Origin of the sequence: Vibrio algivorus, assembly GCF_030161215.1 — a bacterium.
Classification (GTDB): Bacteria; Pseudomonadota; Gammaproteobacteria; order Enterobacterales; family Vibrionaceae; genus Vibrio; species Vibrio algivorus.
In genome coordinates, this window is sequence record NZ_BSPV01000004.1 from 243,665 (window position 1) to 264,162 (window position 20,498).

The 20,498-nt window shown below is 41.3% G+C and carries 18 protein-coding genes; 10 read left to right on the top strand and 8 right to left on the bottom strand.

Annotated features, from left to right (window positions below; genetic code table 11):
- The first annotated feature begins 95 nt into the window (after window positions 1–95).
- The gene (locus QQJ93_RS06845) at window positions 96–896 is read left to right on the top strand and encodes an alpha/beta fold hydrolase (protein ID WP_089122777.1); all 801 of its coding nucleotides are present in this window, start codon (window positions 96–98) and stop codon (window positions 894–896) included.
- A 41-nt stretch (window positions 897–937) separates the two neighbouring features.
- Here QQJ93_RS06845 and QQJ93_RS06850 read toward each other — a convergent pair whose 3' ends face one another.
- The 7 genes from QQJ93_RS06850 to elyC form a co-directional block, all read right to left on the bottom strand.
- Window positions 938–1,261: a putative signal transducing protein gene (locus QQJ93_RS06850; RefSeq protein ID WP_089122778.1), complete on the bottom strand. Its 324-nt coding sequence runs from the start codon at window positions 1,259–1,261 to the stop codon at window positions 938–940.
- Between the two features lie 24 nt (window positions 1,262–1,285).
- Window positions 1,286–1,906: a CDP-alcohol phosphatidyltransferase family protein gene (locus tag QQJ93_RS06855; RefSeq protein WP_089122779.1), complete on the bottom strand. Its 621-nt coding sequence runs from the start codon at window positions 1,904–1,906 to the stop codon at window positions 1,286–1,288.
- Complete coding sequence (locus tag QQJ93_RS06860; protein ID WP_089122780.1) at window positions 1,899–2,576, bottom strand: ATP-binding cassette domain-containing protein; 678 nt, start codon at window positions 2,574–2,576, stop codon at window positions 1,899–1,901. Before QQJ93_RS06860 ends, QQJ93_RS06855 begins: the two co-directional genes overlap by 8 nt.
- Window positions 2,573–4,279, bottom strand: a complete 1,707-nt coding sequence (locus tag QQJ93_RS06865; protein WP_284186059.1) for an ABC transporter permease — start codon at window positions 4,277–4,279, stop codon at window positions 2,573–2,575. The genes QQJ93_RS06860 and QQJ93_RS06865 overlap by 4 nt, the downstream gene beginning before the upstream one ends.
- A gap of 19 nt (window positions 4,280–4,298) precedes the next feature.
- On the bottom strand, window positions 4,299–5,459 hold the full coding sequence (locus tag QQJ93_RS06870; protein ID WP_089122781.1) for an ABC transporter substrate-binding protein: 1,161 nt from the start codon (window positions 5,457–5,459) through the stop codon (window positions 4,299–4,301).
- A 122-nt stretch (window positions 5,460–5,581) separates the two neighbouring features.
- Window positions 5,582–6,586 carry an HTH-type transcriptional repressor PurR gene (gene purR, locus QQJ93_RS06875; RefSeq protein ID WP_089122782.1) on the bottom strand — a complete coding sequence of 335 codons (1,005 nt, stop codon included), beginning with the start codon at window positions 6,584–6,586 and terminating at the stop codon, window positions 5,582–5,584.
- Window positions 6,587–6,800: 214 nt separating this feature from the next.
- Window positions 6,801–7,598 carry an envelope biogenesis factor ElyC gene (gene elyC / locus QQJ93_RS06880; protein WP_089122783.1) on the bottom strand — a complete coding sequence of 266 codons (798 nt, stop codon included), beginning with the start codon at window positions 7,596–7,598 and terminating at the stop codon, window positions 6,801–6,803.
- Window positions 7,599–7,710: 112 nt separating this feature from the next.
- Here elyC and cmoM point away from each other — a divergent pair, with 112 nt between their 5' ends.
- The 6 genes from cmoM (at window position 7,711) to QQJ93_RS06910 (ending at window position 16,575) form a co-directional block, all read left to right on the top strand.
- Complete coding sequence (cmoM, locus tag QQJ93_RS06885) at window positions 7,711–8,502, top strand: tRNA uridine 5-oxyacetic acid(34) methyltransferase CmoM (RefSeq protein WP_089122784.1); 792 nt, start codon at window positions 7,711–7,713, stop codon at window positions 8,500–8,502.
- 32 nt (window positions 8,503–8,534) lie between these two features.
- A complete protein-coding gene (gene mukF / locus QQJ93_RS06890) occupies window positions 8,535–9,917 on the top strand; it encodes a chromosome partition protein MukF (RefSeq protein ID WP_089122785.1) in 1,383 nt (460 codons plus the stop codon).
- Window positions 9,918–9,993: 76 nt separating this feature from the next.
- Window positions 9,994–10,728 carry a chromosome partition protein MukE gene (mukE, locus tag QQJ93_RS06895; RefSeq protein ID WP_284186071.1) on the top strand — a complete coding sequence of 245 codons (735 nt, stop codon included), beginning with the start codon at window positions 9,994–9,996 and terminating at the stop codon, window positions 10,726–10,728.
- A 14-nt stretch (window positions 10,729–10,742) separates the two neighbouring features.
- Window positions 10,743–15,203 carry a chromosome partition protein MukB gene (mukB, locus tag QQJ93_RS06900; RefSeq protein WP_089123579.1) on the top strand — a complete coding sequence of 1,487 codons (4,461 nt, stop codon included), beginning with the start codon at window positions 10,743–10,745 and terminating at the stop codon, window positions 15,201–15,203.
- A 620-nt stretch (window positions 15,204–15,823) separates the two neighbouring features.
- Window positions 15,824–16,036 carry a hypothetical protein gene (locus QQJ93_RS06905; protein ID WP_284186060.1) on the top strand — a complete coding sequence of 71 codons (213 nt, stop codon included), beginning with the start codon at window positions 15,824–15,826 and terminating at the stop codon, window positions 16,034–16,036.
- A gap of 227 nt (window positions 16,037–16,263) precedes the next feature.
- On the top strand, window positions 16,264–16,575 hold the full coding sequence (locus tag QQJ93_RS06910) for a hypothetical protein (protein ID WP_145981752.1): 312 nt from the start codon (window positions 16,264–16,266) through the stop codon (window positions 16,573–16,575).
- Between the two features lie 386 nt (window positions 16,576–16,961).
- On the opposite strand, the gene QQJ93_RS06920 is transcribed toward QQJ93_RS06910, so the two are convergent.
- Window positions 16,962–17,201: a TIGR02647 family protein gene (locus tag QQJ93_RS06920; RefSeq protein WP_089122789.1), complete on the bottom strand. Its 240-nt coding sequence runs from the start codon at window positions 17,199–17,201 to the stop codon at window positions 16,962–16,964.
- Between the two features lie 295 nt (window positions 17,202–17,496).
- Here QQJ93_RS06920 and QQJ93_RS06925 point away from each other — a divergent pair, with 295 nt between their 5' ends.
- From QQJ93_RS06925 to QQJ93_RS06935, 3 genes are all read left to right on the top strand, one after another.
- Window positions 17,497–18,405, top strand: a complete 909-nt coding sequence (locus tag QQJ93_RS06925; protein WP_089122790.1) for a manganese-dependent inorganic pyrophosphatase — start codon at window positions 17,497–17,499, stop codon at window positions 18,403–18,405.
- Window positions 18,406–18,506: 101 nt separating this feature from the next.
- Window positions 18,507–18,896, top strand: coding sequence for a DUF2750 domain-containing protein (locus QQJ93_RS06930; protein ID WP_089122791.1), 390 nt, complete (start codon window positions 18,507–18,509; stop codon window positions 18,894–18,896).
- Between the two features lie 186 nt (window positions 18,897–19,082).
- A complete protein-coding gene (locus QQJ93_RS06935) occupies window positions 19,083–20,492 on the top strand; it encodes an SLC13 family permease (RefSeq protein WP_089122792.1) in 1,410 nt (469 codons plus the stop codon).
- Window positions 20,493–20,498 lie beyond the last annotated feature (6 nt).

Genomic DNA, 20,498 nt, shown 5'->3' on the forward strand with positions numbered 1-20,498 from the left:
TCACATAATAGAGCTTAGTAAAAAAACGCAGAGATAAGGCTTGGTGTGGTACAATCGATAGATAAATTTTAACTATAAGACGTAGTATTTTTATTATGACAAAAGAGCTTTTGTTTCATAAAACATATTTGCATCCAACTAGCCAAGAATGGGTTGTATTCGTTCATGGTGCTGGCGGCAGCTCGTCTCTATGGTTCAAACAAATTAAAGATTACCGTCAGCATTACAACCTACTTTTGATTGATTTAAGAGGACATGGGCGTTCAAATCAATTATTGAAGAACATCATTTCAAAGCACTATTCATTCCAAGATGTAACAACTGACATTCTTAATGTATTAGAGCACCTCAATATTGAAAAAGCGCATTTTATCGGTATGTCTTTAGGTACGATCTTAGTGCGAAACTTAGCTGAAATGGCACCAGAGAAAGTTCAAAGTATGGTGCTTGGTGGAGCAGTAACACGACTTGATGTCCGTTCACAACTTTTGGTTAAGGTAGGTTATTGGAGCAAAAATATTATTCCTTATATGTGGCTCTATAAGCTATTTGCTTACATTATTATGCCGCAGCGTGGGCAAAAAGAATCCCGCCATTTATTTATTCGAGAAGCCAAGAAACTTTGTCAGAAAGAGTTTAAACGTTGGTTTAAGTTGTCGGTTGATGTTAATCCTATGATGCGTTACTTCAGAGATCGTGAGTTACCGATTCCAACTCTGTATTTGATGGGAGAGATGGACTACATGTTTATCCGCCCAGTGAAAGAGATGGTGAAGCAGCATAAATTCAGTCGTTTGCTTGAGATTCCTGGCTGCGGGCATGTTTGCAATGTTGAAAAGCCGGTTGAGTTTAATCAACATTCTTTAGCTTTCATCCAACAAAACAGTCAGGTTTAAATTAGTAAATTTAACAGGCCTTATTTAACAGACCTTAGTGGCTAAGCTGTTTGATCTTGTGATGGATTCGCTTGACCACAATTCCAACAAACGGCGAATTGAGCTTCAATACTTTCCCCGCATTGTTGGCAATCCCAATTTGGTCTCAACTCTTCTTTTTCATAATCTCGTATTAACTGCTTTGCTCTTTCTTCATCTTGTTCATCAAGTAACCATACATAAGGGTCAGTATCACTGGTTAAAGGAACTTCTCCTTTTAAGCTGAAAATCTCACCTGAATGAACTTTTGCCTCAATGCGGTGGCTTTTGAGTAATTCACAAACAATGTGTGCTTCAACAGGATTGCCTGCGCTGAATATCTTCATAAATTATCCTTTTTTATACTGTGATTACTGAGTTTCTGATGATTGAATGGTGCGATAACCTGCCCAAATTCTATTTATTGTGGTTATAAAACATAGCGCTGCAAAGATGGCAGCAAGTTGGGGGAAAAGAGCTGGCCAGAGACAAAATGCGATAAAAAAACCAATCGTCTCAGTCCCTTCCGTTATGCCTGACATGTAATATAAAGATTTGTGTTGATAAACTGGGTTGGTGATATTTCGTTTTCCAGCAATAGAGGCAAATGCTAAGAAGCTACTACCTGTGCCAACAAAACTGACAATTAATAATGCTGCCCAAAGTGTGTTTTGTTCTGGATTGGCTAGGATAAAGCCAAATGGGATCAGAGCATAAAATATGAAATCCAAGCAAATATCAAGAAAACCACCTGCGTCAGAGGTTTGTGTTTGCCTCGCAATCGCACCATCAAGACCATCACCAATGCGGTTTAATACAATCAATAATAAAGCCAAAAGGTAATGTTCCCCCCATAATGCAGGGATAGCCAAGAGACCAATAAGAAAGCTTGCCAAAGTGACATGATCAGCTTTGATATGACGTTGAACGCACTGCTTTGCTAAGGAGTTTAATGGGTGCTTTATTAATGGAATGACATATCTATCAAGCATGGGAATTCTCCGTGCTAAATTGCTCCCAGTGCATGATTTTTCCGTTGGTTGGAGCATCTGCTTTATCGTGTGTGACCATCAAAGTTGGCACTTGAGCTACAGCGAGTTGTTTAAATACCCAATCTCGAAAGTTAACTCGTAATTCGGGATCCAATTTACTGAATGGTTCATCGAGTAAAACAGCCTTAGGTTGTGCGCTTAACATTCTAATAAGACTGACTCGGGCTCTTTGTCCACCTGAAATTTGATGTGGCATAGAGTAGGCAATAGCAAGTAATCCAACGTTATCTAAGGCTGCTAGAGCTTCCAACTTTCTTTCTTTAGCTTTGATATTATTTGGCAAAGCAAATGCAATATTTTCCCAAACATTCAAATGTGGGAAAAGTAAGTCATCTTGAAATAAGATGCCGATAGAACGTTTGTGAGGATCGCTAGCTTGGATCTCTTCATTATTTAATATTATTTTACCGTCATAGTAAAACTCTTGGCTGAGGTGGCCAGCAATTACATTAAGTAATGTTGACTTTCCACAACCACTTGGGCCCATTAATGTAAGTACTGTACCATGTGAAATGGTTAAATTGAGGTTACTAACCAGTGGTGTTTTTTTCGAATCAGATGTTTTTGATATCTGATGATAAATGGATAGCTGCTCTAATGACAAACTCATAATGAAGGTGACTCCTGCTTATAGGTCGCTTTACTCCGGCTCTGAAAAATACGGTTACCGATAAGCGCTAAGCTGAAAAAAGCAAAGGGTAGAATGGCCTGCCATAAAGCATAAAGAGCAACGACTCTACGATCATGGCCACTGGATAATGCAACGGCTTCTGTCGTCAATGTGACAACTCTTCCAGAGCCTAACATTAACGTTGGTAAATATTGCGCTAGGCTCACGCTCATACCCATCGCCCAAGCAAATAATATTCCGCTGACTAATGTACGCAACTTTATGGCGAAAAAGACTTTAACGGGTGAAACACCGAGGCTTACCGCAGTTTGGGATAGTCGGTTAGGGTAGCTTTTCCATGGCCCATCCAAAGATAGGTAGACATAGGGAAAAACAAAAAATGTATGCGCCCAAATTACCCATAGCCAATAATGTTCCTGATTAATCCAAAGGGTGGTGATTTGTAAGCCAAATAGTAAAGAGAGCTGAGGGATCAACATAGGTAAGGCAATCACATACATAGGAATATGATAACGAAAATGCTGGCGATACTCATGAGCAATGAGAGCAAGAACAAGAGCCATTCCTGCGCTGAATAAAGCTAGCCAAACACTGGTTAAAATGGTGTCTTGAATATATGGCCATTCATTTAACCAAAACCGAGTGCTCCAAAAGGTAGGGAGTAGATTTGGATAAGACCAGCGTAAGGCAAATGTCCAAATGATCATTACCGGAATAGTCAATAAGCTAATGCTTGCGATGAGGTGAAAGAAATAAGGCCTGACACCCAAGGAAGCATTTCGGCCAGAGGTTAACCAAGTTCGGTATCCCCCTAGTACTAAGCGTTCTGTTAGCCAAATTAAGCCAATTAAAATAGAACACAAAATAAACAAGAGAAAAGCACCCGCTGCCGCCCTTGGAAGTTGAGATAAATCTGGATCGTTAAACCATTGCCATACTAACACTGCAAATGTAGGAGGGTGAGTTGGGCCTAAAATCAAACTAACATCAACCACCGAGCAGGAATAAGCCATGATAGCGAAAAGAGGAAAACGCATGTGGCGTAGCCATTGGGGAAAAATCGCTTTCCACCATGATTGAGCAACAGAGTATCCCAAACCTTGTGTTACTTGCAGTGTTTGTTTGACTTTTAAGTTATTCAGTATTGCGACACTCATTAATAACAAAAAAGGCGTTTCTTTGATTGCTAATGCAAGGGCTAGACTAATACCAATATTGTCTTGTAGTGAGTAAATCCAAGTAAACCATACATGGGGAACCCCTGAAGTATCACTAACCATGAAGCTAAAAAGACGGGCTAACCAACCAGTATCAGAAAATAAGAATAAGAAACCAACCGCAAAAGCGACATGAGGTAATGCGAGTATAGGGGATAAAAGTTTTTCAATTCGCTGCCATGAATGGCTTCCCCAATAGGCTTGCAAAATAGCAAAGGTCATTATGACGGCAATCACTGTACTGACAACCGCGATCATTATGGTTTGTAAGAGAGAACGCTCAACCCCCGGCCAACTGATAGCTGAAATAAATCCATCCAAGGTAAAGATATTTAGACCAAGCGGCGGAATGAAACCAAAAGCAGGGATTACCATGCCTAACACCCCCGGAAAAAGGGGGAGAAAGCAGATCAAAATCACCAGTAAATAACCGATGCTTAGCATACGTCTTTGCTTGCTTTGCATGAGCGCCCTTAATTCGTTGTTATTGGCTATATCGCTCAATCCAAGCCTGTTCTAGTGCGGTTTGCCAACTAGGGTGAGGCTCTTCAATTGAGGGAAATAACATCGTTTTTTGAGCACTGCCTGTTAAGTATTTGGTTTGCAATACTGATGGGTCTCCCCAGACATTGATATCACCTTTACGTGATTGTGCTTGAGGGTTGAGTAGAAAGTTAATTACGACTAATGCCCCTTCTTTTGCATTAGCGTTCCATGGGATGGCAAGAAAATGAATGTTAGACAATGCGCCATTTTTCCATGCATAGGTTTTCGTTGTTGGGGCTAACTTACCGCTTGCTTGGGCTGAAAAAACTTCATTTGGGTTGAAGGTAAGAGCAATATCAATTTGATCATCATCGAGCAATTGCAGCATTTCAGGTTGAGTGGTTGGGAATTGGCGGCCTTGTTGCCATAAATAAGGTTGAATAGCATCTAAGTAATCCCATAAAGGTTGAGTTACTTGAGTAAATGAGTCTTCATCAACGGGCTTAGATAGCGCGCTCTTTTCATCAGAAAGTTCGATAAGTAAGGCTTTTAAAAAGCTAGTGCCATGAAACTGAGGTGGCTTAGGGTAGGTAATACGCCCAGGGTGGTGTTTTGCATAATCGAATAATTGTTGTGCTGACTGTGGGGGTGTCGGTAACTTTTTCTGATCATGAATATAGACTAATTGACCCACCCCCCACGGCGCTTCTAATCCTTCTGTTGGTTCAGAAAAATCATTAGTGACAGGGAGACTAGAGTCGACTTTTTTCCAATTTGGCAAGCTTGAAACGAAAGGGCCGTAGAGTAATTGGTTATTCTTCATTGATTTGAAATTTTCACCATTGATCCACACCATATCGACACTACCACCAGAATGTTTTCCAGCAGTTTTTTCAGCGAGCAGGCGAGTGGTGGTTTCGGAAATATCAGTGACCTTAACGTGGTGAAGTTCAATGCCATACTTTTGTTTTACTTGCTTTGCTACCCAACGAAGATAGTCATTAATCTCTTGGCTACCACCCCAAGCATTAAAGTAAACATCTTGTCCTTTTGCTCGTTGTTCAACTTGTTGCCAATCTAACTGGCTAATGGAGATATCTTTAGCAGAAGAAAGCAGTGGCAGAGTGATCAAAATGAAGCTAAGTAGCAGACGTTTCATGTATATCCTTATACAAAGTTAGGTATATCAATATAGACAGATGATCCGCCTAAAAAATTTCAATAAAAAAACCAACGACATCAGCGCTGGTTTAGTTATTCGTTACTCGGCTAAGAATACTACTATTTCAATGTTTTTACCGAAGAGCGTTCAATAATCTCAGGGAACATCTCAAATGTCTGCTTAGCATGATTTTTATCTTTAATACGCTCTAATAAAATCTCTACCGCATTCTTACCTAGACGACGTTTTGGCTGGTGAACTGTCGTTAAAGGTGGTGAGAAGTAAGGTGAAATATCAATGTTATCGTAACCAATAACCGAAATATCTTCTGGTACTTTCATGCCTTTTTCTTGTAAGCGGCTCATTAAGCCGAGTGCCATAATATCGTTAAAGCAGAAAACGGCGGTTGGTTTTTTCTCCATAGCAAGAATTTTATCTGCAGCGATCACGGCGGTATCACACTCAAAGTTACCTTCAAGTAACCACTCTTCTGGAAGCGTTAAACCGTCTTCCGCTAATGCGCGTTTGCAGCCAGAGATGCGTTCTTTACAGGCAACTTTTTCGAAGTGACCACTTAGACAAGCAATATCTTTGTGACCTTGAGCCATGAGGTAACGAGTTGCTAAATAGCCACCTTCTTCAGAGTTATCGATGATCTTATCTGCTTGAGAGCTTTCTGGGCCCCAATCCATGACGACCTTAGGAATATCTGGGTGACCATCTAGCATCTCTTGTAAATCAGCATCTAAGTCTGAACACATCACTAAAAGGCCATCAACACGTTTGCCAGCTAACATACGAATATAATCACGTTGTTTATCTGCACGGCCACCAGTATTACAAAGGATCAGAGTGTAACCTTTGCGGTAACAATAGCTTTCTACGCCATCTACTACTTCGGCAAAAAATGGATTAGTTGACTGCGTTACTAACATACCAATGGTGCTAGTGGTATTGCATTTCAGACTACGGGCAACAGCGCTTGGGGCATAATTCAGTTCTTTCACTGCGGCCATGACTTTTTCTTGAGTTGCTTCTGCAACAAAACGAGTCTTATTGATGACATGTGACACTGTGGTGGTAGAAACACCTGCAATACGTGCGACATCTTTAATTGTAGCCATAGTGAATTTCCTTTATGCCGACGTCTTCGCCGGATTTATTCTAATCTAAAAAGATAAAAGTCGCCTTTAATCAGCGACTTAATTTTATTCTGTATTTTATGAACTACGATTTTAGTCTTAAATGCCATGACTGACAATCAGATATGGCATTTTTATGACAAAACAAATACCGCACGTTAGCAGCAACGTTATCGATTGCTCGCGTATTATCTCGTTACTCTAACGTTGTAGCCGTACCGGAATTCTTCTGGTTACTTAGTGTGTCGCGTAAAGAAGACCACCATCGACCAAGCTGCTCATACCAATAACGTTCACTTTGCTCTAGATATTTCGCTTGTGGAGAATATTTATCCCATGGCTGTTTAATATCATCAAAAGCTAAGTAATTGGTCGGTGCAGGGATAGGTTCAAGTCCTGCTTTGTTAAACTCACCAATAGCACGTTTCATGTGACTGGCAGAGGTGATCAGTACCATACGTTTATCAGCAACAAAACCTGCCGCTTGATGCGCTTCATCCCAAGTATCTTGAGCACTTTCTAATAGAATGATATCGGATTTTGCTACGCCTAATGAAACAGCAACATTCGCCATCATTCGTGCATTACTTACCGATGTGCCACCGTTATAACCAGACAAAATTAATTTTGCTCCAGGGTAGAGGTGTAAAATACGAATACCTTCCGCAAGACGCATCAAACCATTGCGAGATAGTTCCGAAGTTGCTGGAATATCGTTATCAACAATATGGCCACTTCCTAATACCATGACATAGTCAATGGCGCCATCTACTGGCACAAAAGCTTTATAAGCACGCTCAGTTGGTTTCAATAATGAGGTCGAAATGGGTTGGAAAGAAAATAGAAAGATCCCCATTAAAGAAACAAAAGTGAATAAGCACCCTAAGCCGCGTTTGTAGGTGAACATAATAAGAAATAAGCCAATAAAACCTATAATCAACAAGGCAGGCAAAGGCATAAGCAGAGCACCAATTAATTTTTTCAATTCAAACATTTTAAATAGTCCAAAAATTCATCATTCAGCAGGTAAAACGGAGTAATTGCTTTATTCCTGTAATTGCTGTGACAGAATACACGCAAAATTCAGTTATCTTAAATGAAAAAAAATGGACAATGATCGAAATTTCGATGATATCGCGCATAAATTCGCCAAAAACATCTATGGTTCCGATAAAGGCGATATTCGTCAAGTGATCCTTTGGCAAGATATTGAGCAAGCTTTAGACCGTTTACAACAGAAAAAAGACGTTCTATCTGTATTAGATGCAGGAGGCGGTTTAGCTCAAATGTCGCAAAAAATTGCTCAGTTAGGGCATCAAGTCACGTTGTGTGATATTTCCAGTGAAATGTTGGCGTTAGCTAAGCAAAATATTGATAATAATGGATTATATTCACAATTTCGCTTTGTTCATTCTGCTATTCAACATCTCGATGAACACTTAAGTGAGAAGTCGGATTTAGTGTTATTTCATGCTGTGATGGAATGGTTGGAAAATCCGCAGCAAGTATTAGCAAGCTTACTTGAAAAGGTAAAGCCGGGCGGCATCATTTCAGTGATGTTTTATAATCACCACGGTTTGGTTTTGAAAAATGTAACTTGTGGTAATATTCCTCACATTTTGCAGGGAATGCCACATCGTAAGCGCTTTAAGTTGCAGCCTCAACATGGCTTATTACCCGAAGAGGTCTATCAATGGATAGAATCTGCAGGCTTCGACATTTGTGGTAAATCAGGTATCCGATGTTTTAACGACTATATCGGAAACCAACAATACATGGGCGAGTATGGGCCAGAAGATGTGTTGGCATTAGAACAGCAGTTATGCCGCACAGAGCCTTATCTTTCTCTTGGGCGCTATATTCATGTGTGGGCGCAAAAGCCTCAGGCTGCCGAATAGTCTGAGAGTCATTAGTAAATACAGGAATGATAATGAGTGAAATAACTCAATCTTCACTTCAACCGTTGACAAGTAGACAACCGCTTGAGGGCAAAACGATAGGTGAACAACCAATCGATGAGCTGGTCAGCTGGGTGAAGCAACATGACTTTTCATTGAACCTTTCTTCTGAGCGATTAGCTTTTTTGATTGCGATTGCCGTATTAAGCAATGAAAAGTTCGATGAAGAGCTTGGCGAGGGTGAATTGCATGATGCATTCAAAATCGTCACTAACATGTTTGATGAAACCGGTGAGGCTTCGGCATTTCGTGCCAACAATGCGATCAATGAATTGGTCTCCCAAAGGTTAATGAGCCGCTTTGTCAGTGAGCTCAATGACGGGGCAAGCATTTATCGCATGTCGCCACTAGGCGTTTCTATTACCGATTACTACGTCCGACATCGTGAATTCTCAAAGCTTAAGTTATCCATTCAGTTGTCTATGGTTGCCGATGAAATGTCGAAAGCCGTCGAGGCCGCTAATCAAGCTTCCGATGTTACGCAATGGCAAAAGCATGTTTATGGCGTGCTGAAATATTCGGTAAATGAAATTTTTGATCGTATCGATTTAAATCAGCGTGTTATGGATGATCAGCAAGTGGAAATTAAAAACCAAATTGCTGAACTACTAAACCAAGACTGGCGTGATGCGATCAGCAGTTGTGAAAGCTTACTGACTGAAACGTCGACGACTCTGAATGAACTGCAAGATACACTACAAGCGGCTGGGGATGAACTACAAACTCAGCTTCTTGATATTCAACAGCTTATCTATGGTCAAGAAGGTTTAGATTTCATTGATGCTATTTTGTTTTCACTGCAAACCAAACTCGACCGTATTGTTAGTTGGGGCCAGCAAGCGATAGATTTATGGATTGGTTATGATCGCCACGTACATAAATTTATTCGTACTGCTATCGATATGGATCAAAACCGAGCCTTTAGTCAGCGCTTACGTCAGTCTGTGACGGATTACTTTGATATGCCGTGGTATTTGACCTACGCCGATGCAGAACGTCTGAGAGATATGCGTGATGAAGCCATGTTATTACGTGATGACGAAGTGACGGGGACGATTCCAGATGAAGTGGAATATGAAGAATTAACGACTGTTGATGATGAGCTGAGCGAGCGTGTCGCCGCCATGCTTCAACAACACAAAGAAACTGGCCAACCTATTGATTTAGGCTCGGTATTACGAGATTACCTTGCGCAGCATTCTCACGCGCAACATTTTGATTTAGCCAGAATGGTGATCGACCAAGCGGTAAGAATGGGGTATTCCGAATCGGATTACCAAGCCATTCAACCGGATTGGAAAGCGATAAACGATTTTGGAGCAAAGGTACAAGCGAATGTCATCGATCAATACTAATTACGAAGCGCACAGCGCAGATCTGTCTCAAAATACCAGCTATTCACAAGAGACCGACAACTCTCAAGATGCTTACATGCCAGAACAATTGGTGAAAGCATTATCTAATCCGTTATTCCCAGCGCTTGATAGCCAACTACGTGCGGGCCGCCATATCTCAAGTGATGATATGGATAACTACGCTTTTTTAAGTGATTTTGATGGTGATCTCGGCGCTTTTTATCAGCGTTATAATGTTGAGCTTGTCCGCGCACCAGAAGGTTTCTTTTATCTACGTCCGCGTTCAACCTCTTTTATTGGTCGCAGTGTGTTATCGGAACTCGATATGCTGGTGGGTAAAATCTTGTGCTTTTTATATTTAAGCCCTGAGCGTCTAGCGCATGAAGGTATCTTTACAAATCAAGAACTATACGAAGAACTGTTAAATCTTGCCGATGAAAAGAAATTGATGCGACTAGTAACTAACCGTGCAACCGGTTCGGATCTGGATAAAGAAAAGCTGTTTGAAAAAGTGCGTACTTCGCTGCGTCGTTTACGTCGCATCGGTATGGTATTGCCAGTTGGTGACGATGAGAAATTTAGAATCAGTGAAGCAGCATTCCGTTTTGGCGCGGACGTGCGTGTCGGTGATGATGTTCGTGAAGCGCAACTACGCTTGATCCGTGATGGTGAAGCCGTGCTTGACCCTGAAGCCGTTGACCCAAACAAAGCAAATGATACTCAAGATAAGCAAGATGCTTCTGATGAACAATTAGAAGACTTTGCCGAGCAAGAACAAGCAGAACAAGAACAGAAAGCAGGTGACCTATGATCACGCAAGAAAATATGATCGAAAGAGGTAAATATCAATCGCTAACTATGATCAACTGGAACGGCTTCTTTGCTCGTACTTTTGATATTGATGGGTTAGTGACCACGCTTTCTGGTGGTAATGGTGCGGGTAAGTCGACGACGATGGCCGCTTTCATCACCGCATTAATTCCAGACCAAAGCTTACTGCATTTCCGTAACACCACCGAGGCTGGTAGTTCACAAGCGTCTCGAGATAAAGGCTTATTCGGTAAATTGCAACCAGGTACTTGTTACTCTGTGCTTGATGTTGTTAATTCACGTCATCAACGCTTGTTGTTTACTGTAAAACTGCAACAAGTCGCAGGTCGTGATAAGAAAGTGGATATCAAACCGATTCTTATCCAAGGTTTGCCAAGTAATGTAAAACCGACCGATGTATTAATTGAAAGCTTAGAAAACGGCCAAGCTCGTGTTCGTACTTACAATGAGCTAAAAGATAAAGTCGCTGAATATGAAGGCGTGCAAATTAAAGCCTTTTCGTCAGTGGCTGATTACCACAGCGTGATGTTTGAAATGGGTGTATTACCGAAGAAACTGCGCAACACTGGTGACCGCTCTAAGTTCTATCGTTTAATTGAAGCATCTTTATATGGCGGTATTTCAAGTGCGATCACTCGTTCATTGCGTGACTACCTATTGCCACAAAATGGAGGAGTGAAGAAAGCCTTCCAAGATATGGAATCTGCGCTGCGTGAAAACCGCATGACGCTAGAAGCCATCAAAACGACTCAAGCTGATCGTGATCTATTCAAGCATTTAATTACAGAATCGACCAATTACGTGGCAGCAGACTACATGCGCCATGCCAATGACCGCCGTATAAAGCTTGACCAAGCGTTAGCACTGCGCAGTGAGTTGAATCAATCGAGCAGTACTCTAACTTCTCAAATGCAATTGATGACGCAAGTACAAGCAGAACTTGAGCAATTAGTTGAGCAAGAGTCTGGCTTAGAGCAAGACCACCAAGCGGCTGCCGATCACTTGCAACTCGTTCAAACGGCAATTCGTCAACAAGAAAAAATTGAACGTTATCAAGAAGATTTGGAAGAGCTAAGTGAACGCTTAGAAGAACAAATCATGGTCGTGGAAGAAGCGGCAGAGCAAGTCGCGATCGCAGAAGAGCAAGCAGAAGTTTCTGAACAAGAAGTTGATAGCTTGAAGTCGCAATTAGCCGATTACCAACAAGCATTAGATGTACAGCAGACTCGCGCGTTGCAATATCAACAAGCCGTGCAAGCGTTAGAAAAAGCGCAACAGCTTACAGATAACGATAACTTGACCGCTGATAATGCTCAGACTCAACTATCGGAATTGAAGCAACAAGAGTCGGAGAATACTTCTGCATTATTGTCGTTAAAACATAGATTAGACATGTCTTCTGCCGCAGCAGAGCAGTTTGAGCAAGCATTAGCGTTAGTAAAAAGTATTGTCGGTGATGTGGCTCGCACCGAAGCGCTGTCACATGCAAAAGAGGCGATACAGAAATCTCAACAGGCTCAGCAATGGCTACAAAATGAATCACAATGGCGTGCACAGCAGCGAGATCTTGAGCGTAACTTAAATGAGCAGCGTCAAGCCTCTGAGCTCGTTGAACAATACCAATCACAACACCAAGTTCGCCTTGATGATGAAATGGTATTAGAGCAAGAACGTGAACGTCACCTAGAGCAACTTGATGTCCTTACTGGTGAACAAGAAGAACTGCGTGATTTACGTGGTGACTTACGCCGCTCTCAACAAGATTCTGAAGCACAAATTCAAGCCCTGCAAAAGCAAGCGCCAGCCTGGATTGCGGCTAGTGAAGCACTAGAAAAACTGCAATCACAAACAGAAGCTGAGCTAACCGATAGCCACTCAGTAATGGCACAAATGCAACAAGTGCTTGAGCAAGATAAACAGCAATCAATGGCGAAAGAGCGTTTGTCGACTCGCCGTGATGAATTAGACAGTGATATCGAACGTCTAGCGTCACCATCAGGCTCTAATGACCCTCGCCTAAAAGGCTTAGCGGATAGTCTAGGCGGCGTGTTGTTATCTGAAATTTACGATGACATCACCATTGAAGATGCACCTTATTTTAGCGCGATGTACGGACCATCTCGTCATGCTATCGTCGTGTCTGATCTTGATGGCATTAAAGAAAAGTTGGTGGATTTAGACGATTGCCCAGAAGATCTTTACATCATTGAAGGCGATGTTGATGCGTTTGATGACAGTACTTTTAATGCCGATGAGCTTGATGGCGCGGTATGCGTTCAGCTAAACGACCGTCAGTTACGTTATTCTCGTTTACCTTCTATTCCATTATTTGGTCGTGCCGCTCGTGAGCAACGTTTAGAGTTGTTACGTGCTGAGCGTGAACAAGTAGCAGAAGAGTACGCCAAAGCCGCATTTGATTCGCAGAAGCTACAACGCTTATATCAAAGCTATAACGAATTTGTTTCTAAACACATTCACATTGCGTTTAATGACGACCCAGAACAACAACTCGTTGACGTTCGTGATGGTTTAAACCAAGTGATTCGTCAATTGGCATCACTGGATGAAAAAGATCAACAACAACGCAGTCAAATGCAAACGGCTAAGCAAGCCTTAGCTCAGCTAGATAAACTGGCTAACCTGATGCATTTAATTGAAGATGAAAGCCTAGCAGAGCGTTTAGAAGAAATTAACGACAAGCTTGAGCAACTTACTCAATACAAATCATTTACTCAGCAACATGGTAAAGCAGCCGATAAACTGTCGAGCATGGTATCTGCGCTAGAAGCGGATCCTGAGCAATTTGATGCGCTACAAGCACAGTATCAACAAGCAGATCAAAACTTACAAACATTGAAAACTCAAATGTTTGCCCTGGCAGATCTACATGAACGTCGCCATTACTTTGCTTACTCTGATTCCGTTTCCTTACTTGATCAAAGTAGCGAATTAAACGAACAGCTCAAACGTAAACTTGAACAAGCGGAACAGGCTAAAGTACGTAGCCGTGAAGGTTTAAAACAAGCGCAAGGTCAGATGAACCAATACAACCAATTATTGGCTTCATTGAAATCTTCGCACCAAGCCAAACTGGAAACGGTACAAGAGTTCAAACAAGAGCTGCAAGAATATGGTGTAACGGCTGATATCGGTGCAGTAGAGCGTGCAGAAACACGTAAAAACGAACTTTATGAACGTCTACACCTATCTCGTCAACGTAAGAGTGAATTTGAACGTACTCTTACCGCAACCGATATGGAAATGAAAACGCTAACCAAGCGCGTGAAGAAAATTGAAAAAGACTACAAAGACTTACGTAAGTTTGTGGTTAACGCTAAAGCGGGTTGGTGCTCGGTTTTACGTTTAGCACGTTTGAATGATGTTGAACGTCGCTTGCATCGTCGTGAGTTGGCATACCTTTCTGATAACGAACTACGTTCAATGTCGGATAAATCTCTGGGCGCCTTGCGCTTAGCAGTTGCTAATAATGAAACACTACGTGATGCGCTACGCGGCTCAGAAGATAATGCTCGTCCTGAAGGCAAAGTCTTGTTCTATATCGCGGTTTACCAACATCTACGTGAGCGTATTCGCCAAGATATTATTCACACTAGCGACCCAGTTGAAGCCATTGAAGAGATGGAAGTAGAGTTAGCTCGCCTAACTGAAGAGCTCACCCAACGTGAAAACCGTCTGGCAATTAGTTCAGGCTCAGTGGCAAATATCATTAAGAAGACTATTCAGCGTGAGCAAAACCGTATTCGTATGCTAAACCAAGGTTTGTCTAACATTGCCTTTGGTCAGGTACGTGGCGTGCGCTTAAATGTTGGTATTCGTGAAAGCCATGAAATGCTATTAGCAGGCCTGGCAGAGCAGCAAGACCAGCATCAAGATTTGTTTGATAACCCACGCTTAACTTTCTCAGAAGCGATGGCGAAATTGTTCCAACGCGTGAACCCACATATCGATATGGGTCAACGCTCACCGCAAATCTTGGGCGAAGAGTTACTGGACTACCGTAACTACTTAGAGCTGAGTATTGAAGTAAACCGTGGTTCAGAAGGTTGGCTACAAGCGGAATCTGGCGCGTTATCCACTGGTGAAGCGATTGGTACCGGTCAATCAATTTTGTTGATGGTTATCCAAAGCTGGGAAGAAGAATCTCGCCGCCTGCGCAGTAAAGATATTGTGCCGTGTCGCTTATTGTTCTTGGATGAAGCCGCACGTTTGGATACCAAATCCATCAATACGTTATTTGAGCTATGTGACCGCCTAGATATGCAATTATTGATTGCTGCACCGGAAAACATCAGCCCAGAAAAAGGCACCACCTACAAACTAGTACGTAAAGTGTTTAAAGATCACGAACACGTGCACGTCGTCGGCTTACGTGGCTTTGGCAATGGCCCGAAAGAAAAAACCGACCAATTACAAGAGCTTGAGACGGTAGAGTAGATTTACTCGCTAAGCTAGCTATGAAACGCCTCACTTTGTTATGAAGTGGGGCGTTTTTATATTAGTTGTCATTCTGAACAGTGAGGCACGAACGTGATTCAGAATCTCCTGCCACACATGACAGCCTTTGAGACTCAACTCACTGTGGGAGATTCCGATCTTCTTCGCTGAGGCTCATGTACGGAATGACGGCCTAAAGAAGTTAAACACTTTCGTCATTCTGAAAAGCGAGGGACGAGCGCAGTTCAGAATCTCCTTCCATATATCGTGTATTAAAATTGCACACATAGGATTTATTAAATCAGTGAGCTGAACTGACAGTTTCCGTATAAATTTAGATGTTTAGCTTGTTGGATGGATAAATGAATGGAATGATAGGTGGAAAGTCTAGGTGAGATTTTTCTGTCTATTAAATTGTAGTGGTCAGTAAAGTCTAATGATTGGTAACTTACTTCTTGAGTACGAAAACATATTTTTTTATGTTTGGCTCGGAACCACTAGAAATTAGTAAAATGAACAACAAAAAAAGAAAAAAGGATTCCCCATCATTTATCTATATCGGAGTCGATTCGAGAGATAGCAATGAGTCCAAAGTAGGGAGGACAATAAGAGATACTAAAATGCGAGAAAGTGAAACGACTAACCCATACTATCGTATTGTGGAACAATTCCCATTGAATGTAACTAATGGTGCATTAAATAAAATCGAGACAGATATTCATTATCGCCTCACTAAAAAATATAGTCGCATAAAGCACTCTTCATCGGGAAAAATTCAGAGTGGTTCACTTGCAGCCCAGAAGAAGCTAAAATGGTTATTCAAAACTATTTAACAACGTTACCGAATAGTCAAGTTGGGGGCTCTAAGAGGGAATTTCGAGATAACAAAGTCTCGGATATTACGGCACAAGTAATTAAGGATTGCGTTAATCGAAATAGTGATAAAAATAATTTAGAGTATAGATATGCAGATCTCTATTTTAGATGCCCTGAATGCAAGACTGTCACCAAGCAAAACTCTACCACATTGTGTACTTGTTCTGTATGTACGTTCAATATTGTGAAATTTCTTCATCTAGATGAAGTCTCGATGTTGCTAGGAGAATTAGAAAATACAACCTCTATGAACTCGAAACAAGCGGTCTTGTTTGACATTTATAATGCGGTATTTGATCATCAAGTTCGACAAATGAATTTTGCGTTCGAGAAAAAGAAAGCAACTCAAATCCATGCTAGTGCGATACAACATCCTCAGCAAACAATGCTTTCTCAGGAAAGAGTACGTACTGAAAATCGTTCTACTTCAAATAAGCCCTATAAACAGTTGTCAGTGTGTATTTTATTTTTATTTGGGGTTGCCCTAGATAACTAACCCATATATTTTTTAACTCATTGACTTAATTTATTTAATCGACTCTTTGGATTGCTGTTATTAAACCTCCATTCACATTCTTTTAAATACAGATATAAATGCTCTTTTGTTACACCATGTATCGGTATAAACAATGCTATCTGGCTTCATCACTTTTTCTCTTATGATGGAGGTAAGTGTTTCAGCTTTAGCTATTGTAACCATCCTAGATTATTTCTATTACCTCGGACAGCTCCTTTTATTTTTATCGGAAACTGACATTTGAGAACAAGGAGCTAGTTCATGGGGCGGATACATTGTAGTAGCTTATTTAAACAAAAAAACAGAGCCTCAAACGAAGAAGCTCTGCTTTTATAGAAGCTTAGCATTAAAAATTAGCGGAATCTTTACGCCTTAGAAGACAACACATTCAATACTTTCAATGCGTGCTCGGCAAGTTCAATCCCTTCGCTTGTCAGGTAACCGCCGTCTGGTAGGGTGCATAGATTCTTATCAAACAAACTCTTTGCTGCTGCTTGCAGTTCTGGCGCAGCGTCGTTATGCACTTTAATACCAGTTTGTAGGCTAGTTGGGTCGAATTGAAGTAACAGGTTTAACTCAGCAATATGATCTACAGTAAATTTCATTGTGATTCCTTACCTTTAAAATAATCTTAGAAACACAATAGGTTGCATTTGTCAGATCTGACAAGCAATAAACGACAGTTTTGATGCCTTGTTCACTATTACTGTCGATAACTGCTGCTAATTGCAGCAAAAAAAGGTTTTAATTTTTTAAACATAAATTTGTAGTGGATATTTGATTATTAAATTGTCACTTGAGCAATGACAAATTTTGAAAATCAGGTAAAGTATCGGGCAAAATATTTCCGCTAGAATCACGGGAATATCCTAAGTATAAATAGTCGTAATAGGAAAACACATGATCCAAGTAGTCGGTCACAAAAACCCAGATAGTGATAGCATTTGTAGTGCATTGGTTGCCACTGAGCTTTTAAAAGCCCGTGGTCTTGAAGCAAAACCAGTTCGTCAAGGTGAACTAAACCGTGAAACTCAGTATATTCTTGAGCAAGCGGGGGTTGAGCAACCTGAAATGTGTACCGGTGTTGCAGGGCAAAAAATCTGGTTAGTGGATTATACTGATATTTCTCAAGCACCAGATGATATCGCTGAAGCTGAAATTGTTGGTATTGTCGATCACCACCGTCTAGGTGATGTGATGACAGTCAATCCACTAGAAGCTTGGATCTGGCCGGTAGGCTGTACTTGTACGATTTTGTTCAACTTATTCAAAATGGAAGAAACAAAAATCGAGAAGCCTTATGCGATTCTTATGATGTCAGCAATCTTATCTGACACCGTTGGCTTTGCTTCTCCAACTTGTACGCCAAAAGATGAGGCGGCAGTGAAAGAGTTAGCGGAAATCGCTGGTATCGAAAATCTAGACGAATTTATCAAGAACTTGTTGATTGCGAAAACAGATATTCAAGGTCTAAGCGCAGCTCAACTAGTTGAGAAAGATTTAAAAGCTTATCCATTCAATGGCCGTGATGTAGTCGTAGGCCAAGTAGAGCTTGCGACAATGGAGCAAATTGACGGCATGATTGATGACTTGAACTCGGACCTTGAGCGTCGTTGTCAAGAAGACGGTTTAGCTTTTGCAGCGCTTATGCTTACTGACATCACAACCAGCACGACTGAGCTGCTATTCAAAGGCGAATGGTCTGCTAAGCTTGAGAAACATGTTAAAGATGGCTCTCTAACCATGGAAAACACCTTAAGCCGTAAGAAGCAAGGTTGGCCGTGGTTGCAAACCGAACTGGCTAAGTAATTTATATACTATACCCAAGTCACTTGGGTATAGTGATGTTCGACGAAGATTAATTAAGAGGGCGGGTGGATAACTCGCCTTTTTTATTTTAAGGGCAAAATATGACACAAGTACTGAGTGATGAACGCGTTCAAGAAATTTTAAGTTTTGATAGCGAAAAGCGATTTACATACTGCATTAAAGAAGTGGTTGCCAATCGTCAGATCTGGATTCTAGTGGATGAAGATGGCTGTGTGATGTTGAACACCGAAGATGAAGATTGTGTACCCGTTTGGCCAAATGAAGAGTTTGCTCAAGCATGGGCGAATGGTGATTGGGAAAACTGTAAGCCAGAAGCGATTTCATTGAACAAGTGGCACAGCCGTTGGACTAGCGGTTTAGAAGATGACGAGTTATCTGTAGTGATATTCCCTAATGCTGAGCAAGAGGGCGTAATTGTCTTCCCTGATGAGTTTGATTTTGAGCTAAAGAAACAAGCTCAAAAGCGCTAAAATAACACGCTATGTAAAAGTGAAAGGCAGCCGAGAAGCTGCCTTTTTGCATCTTGAAGTTACTTGGGTATAGTCACATAATCAATAACGCAAAGGCAATAACGCACAAATCATTGATCTAGTTCTATATTAAGAATGCATAGTCGGTAGATTATGGAGGGAGACCTTAGCAGTAGAGTAAAGATTATGCGTTTGAATCTTCGCTATTTATTACCAATTGTGATCCCTTTGATCATCTTGTTCCTACCACTTTCAGCTTTTCCATTTGAAGGCATGACGATTATTCAGCAACGCGTGGCGGCGATTTTTTTATTTGCGGCACTCAGTTGGATATTAGAACCGATTCCAATCTATGCTACTTCAGTGGCTATTATTTGTTTTGAGCTATTGTTGATTTCCGATAAATCCATTGTGTGGTTTACCGGTCAACAAACATCAGATAATTACGGTGTTATTCTTAATCACACCGATATTATGGCGACCTTCGCGAACCCTATTATTATGCTGTTCTTGGGAGGGTTCTTTTTAGCGATTGCAGCGACTAAATACCGTTTAGATATCAACTTAGCCCGAGTGTTGTTAAAGCCTTTTGGTGAACAGCCACGCTTTATGATCTTAGGGTTAATGCTCATTACAGCCATGTTTTCAATGTTTATGTCCAATACAGCGACAACGGCAATGATGCTATCTATTTTGGCGCCTGTAATGGTGCTATTGAAACCAGATGATCCGAGTCGTACTGCATTTGCGTTATGTATACCGCTTGCGGCGAATATTGGCGGAATAGGTACTCCAATTGGTACTCCACCGAATGCAATTGCATTGAAGTATTTACAATCGACGACCACAATTTCTTTTGGTGAATGGATGGCGTTTGCAGTGCCGTTTGTGATTGTGTTAATGGCGATTGCATGGATGTTGATTCTGGTATTATTTCCAGCTAAGCAGCGCAGCATTACATTAGATATCAAAGGCAAGTTCCTCAAAACACCTCAAGCAATTATTGTGTATGTCACATTCATTGTAACGATTGTGCTATGGCTGATGGGCAGTAGTCACGGTATGAATTCTTATACGGTTGCCATGATTCCTGTAACGGTTTTTTTAGTCACAGGTATTATCACCAAAGAAGACTTAAAGAAGATTTCATGGGATGTGCTTTGGTTGGTTTCTGGCGGTATCGCTCTCGGCCTTGCCTTAGATAAAAGTGGTCTAGCTGCTTTGGTGGTATATAGCATTCCGTTTGGTGAATTCTCACCTTATGCGGTATTAGGGGGCGCGGCATTATTGAGCTTATTGATGGCTAACTTTATGTCGAATACGGCAACTGCGAATTTATTAATGCCAATTATGGCAGCGTTAGGAGCCACGATGGCAAGCTTAGAGGTATTAGGTGGCCAAGCGATGTTGATTTTAGTTGTTACTTTTGCAGCCTCGCTTGGTATGGCACTGCCGATTAGTACGCCACCTAATGCGTTAGCTCATGCAACGGGGCATATTAAAACTCAGCACATGGCTAAGGTTGGGGTGATCGTTGGCTTGGTCGGTGTTGTGCTGAGCTTTGTATTAGTCGCGGTTTTAAATGTAATTTATTAGTGAGAT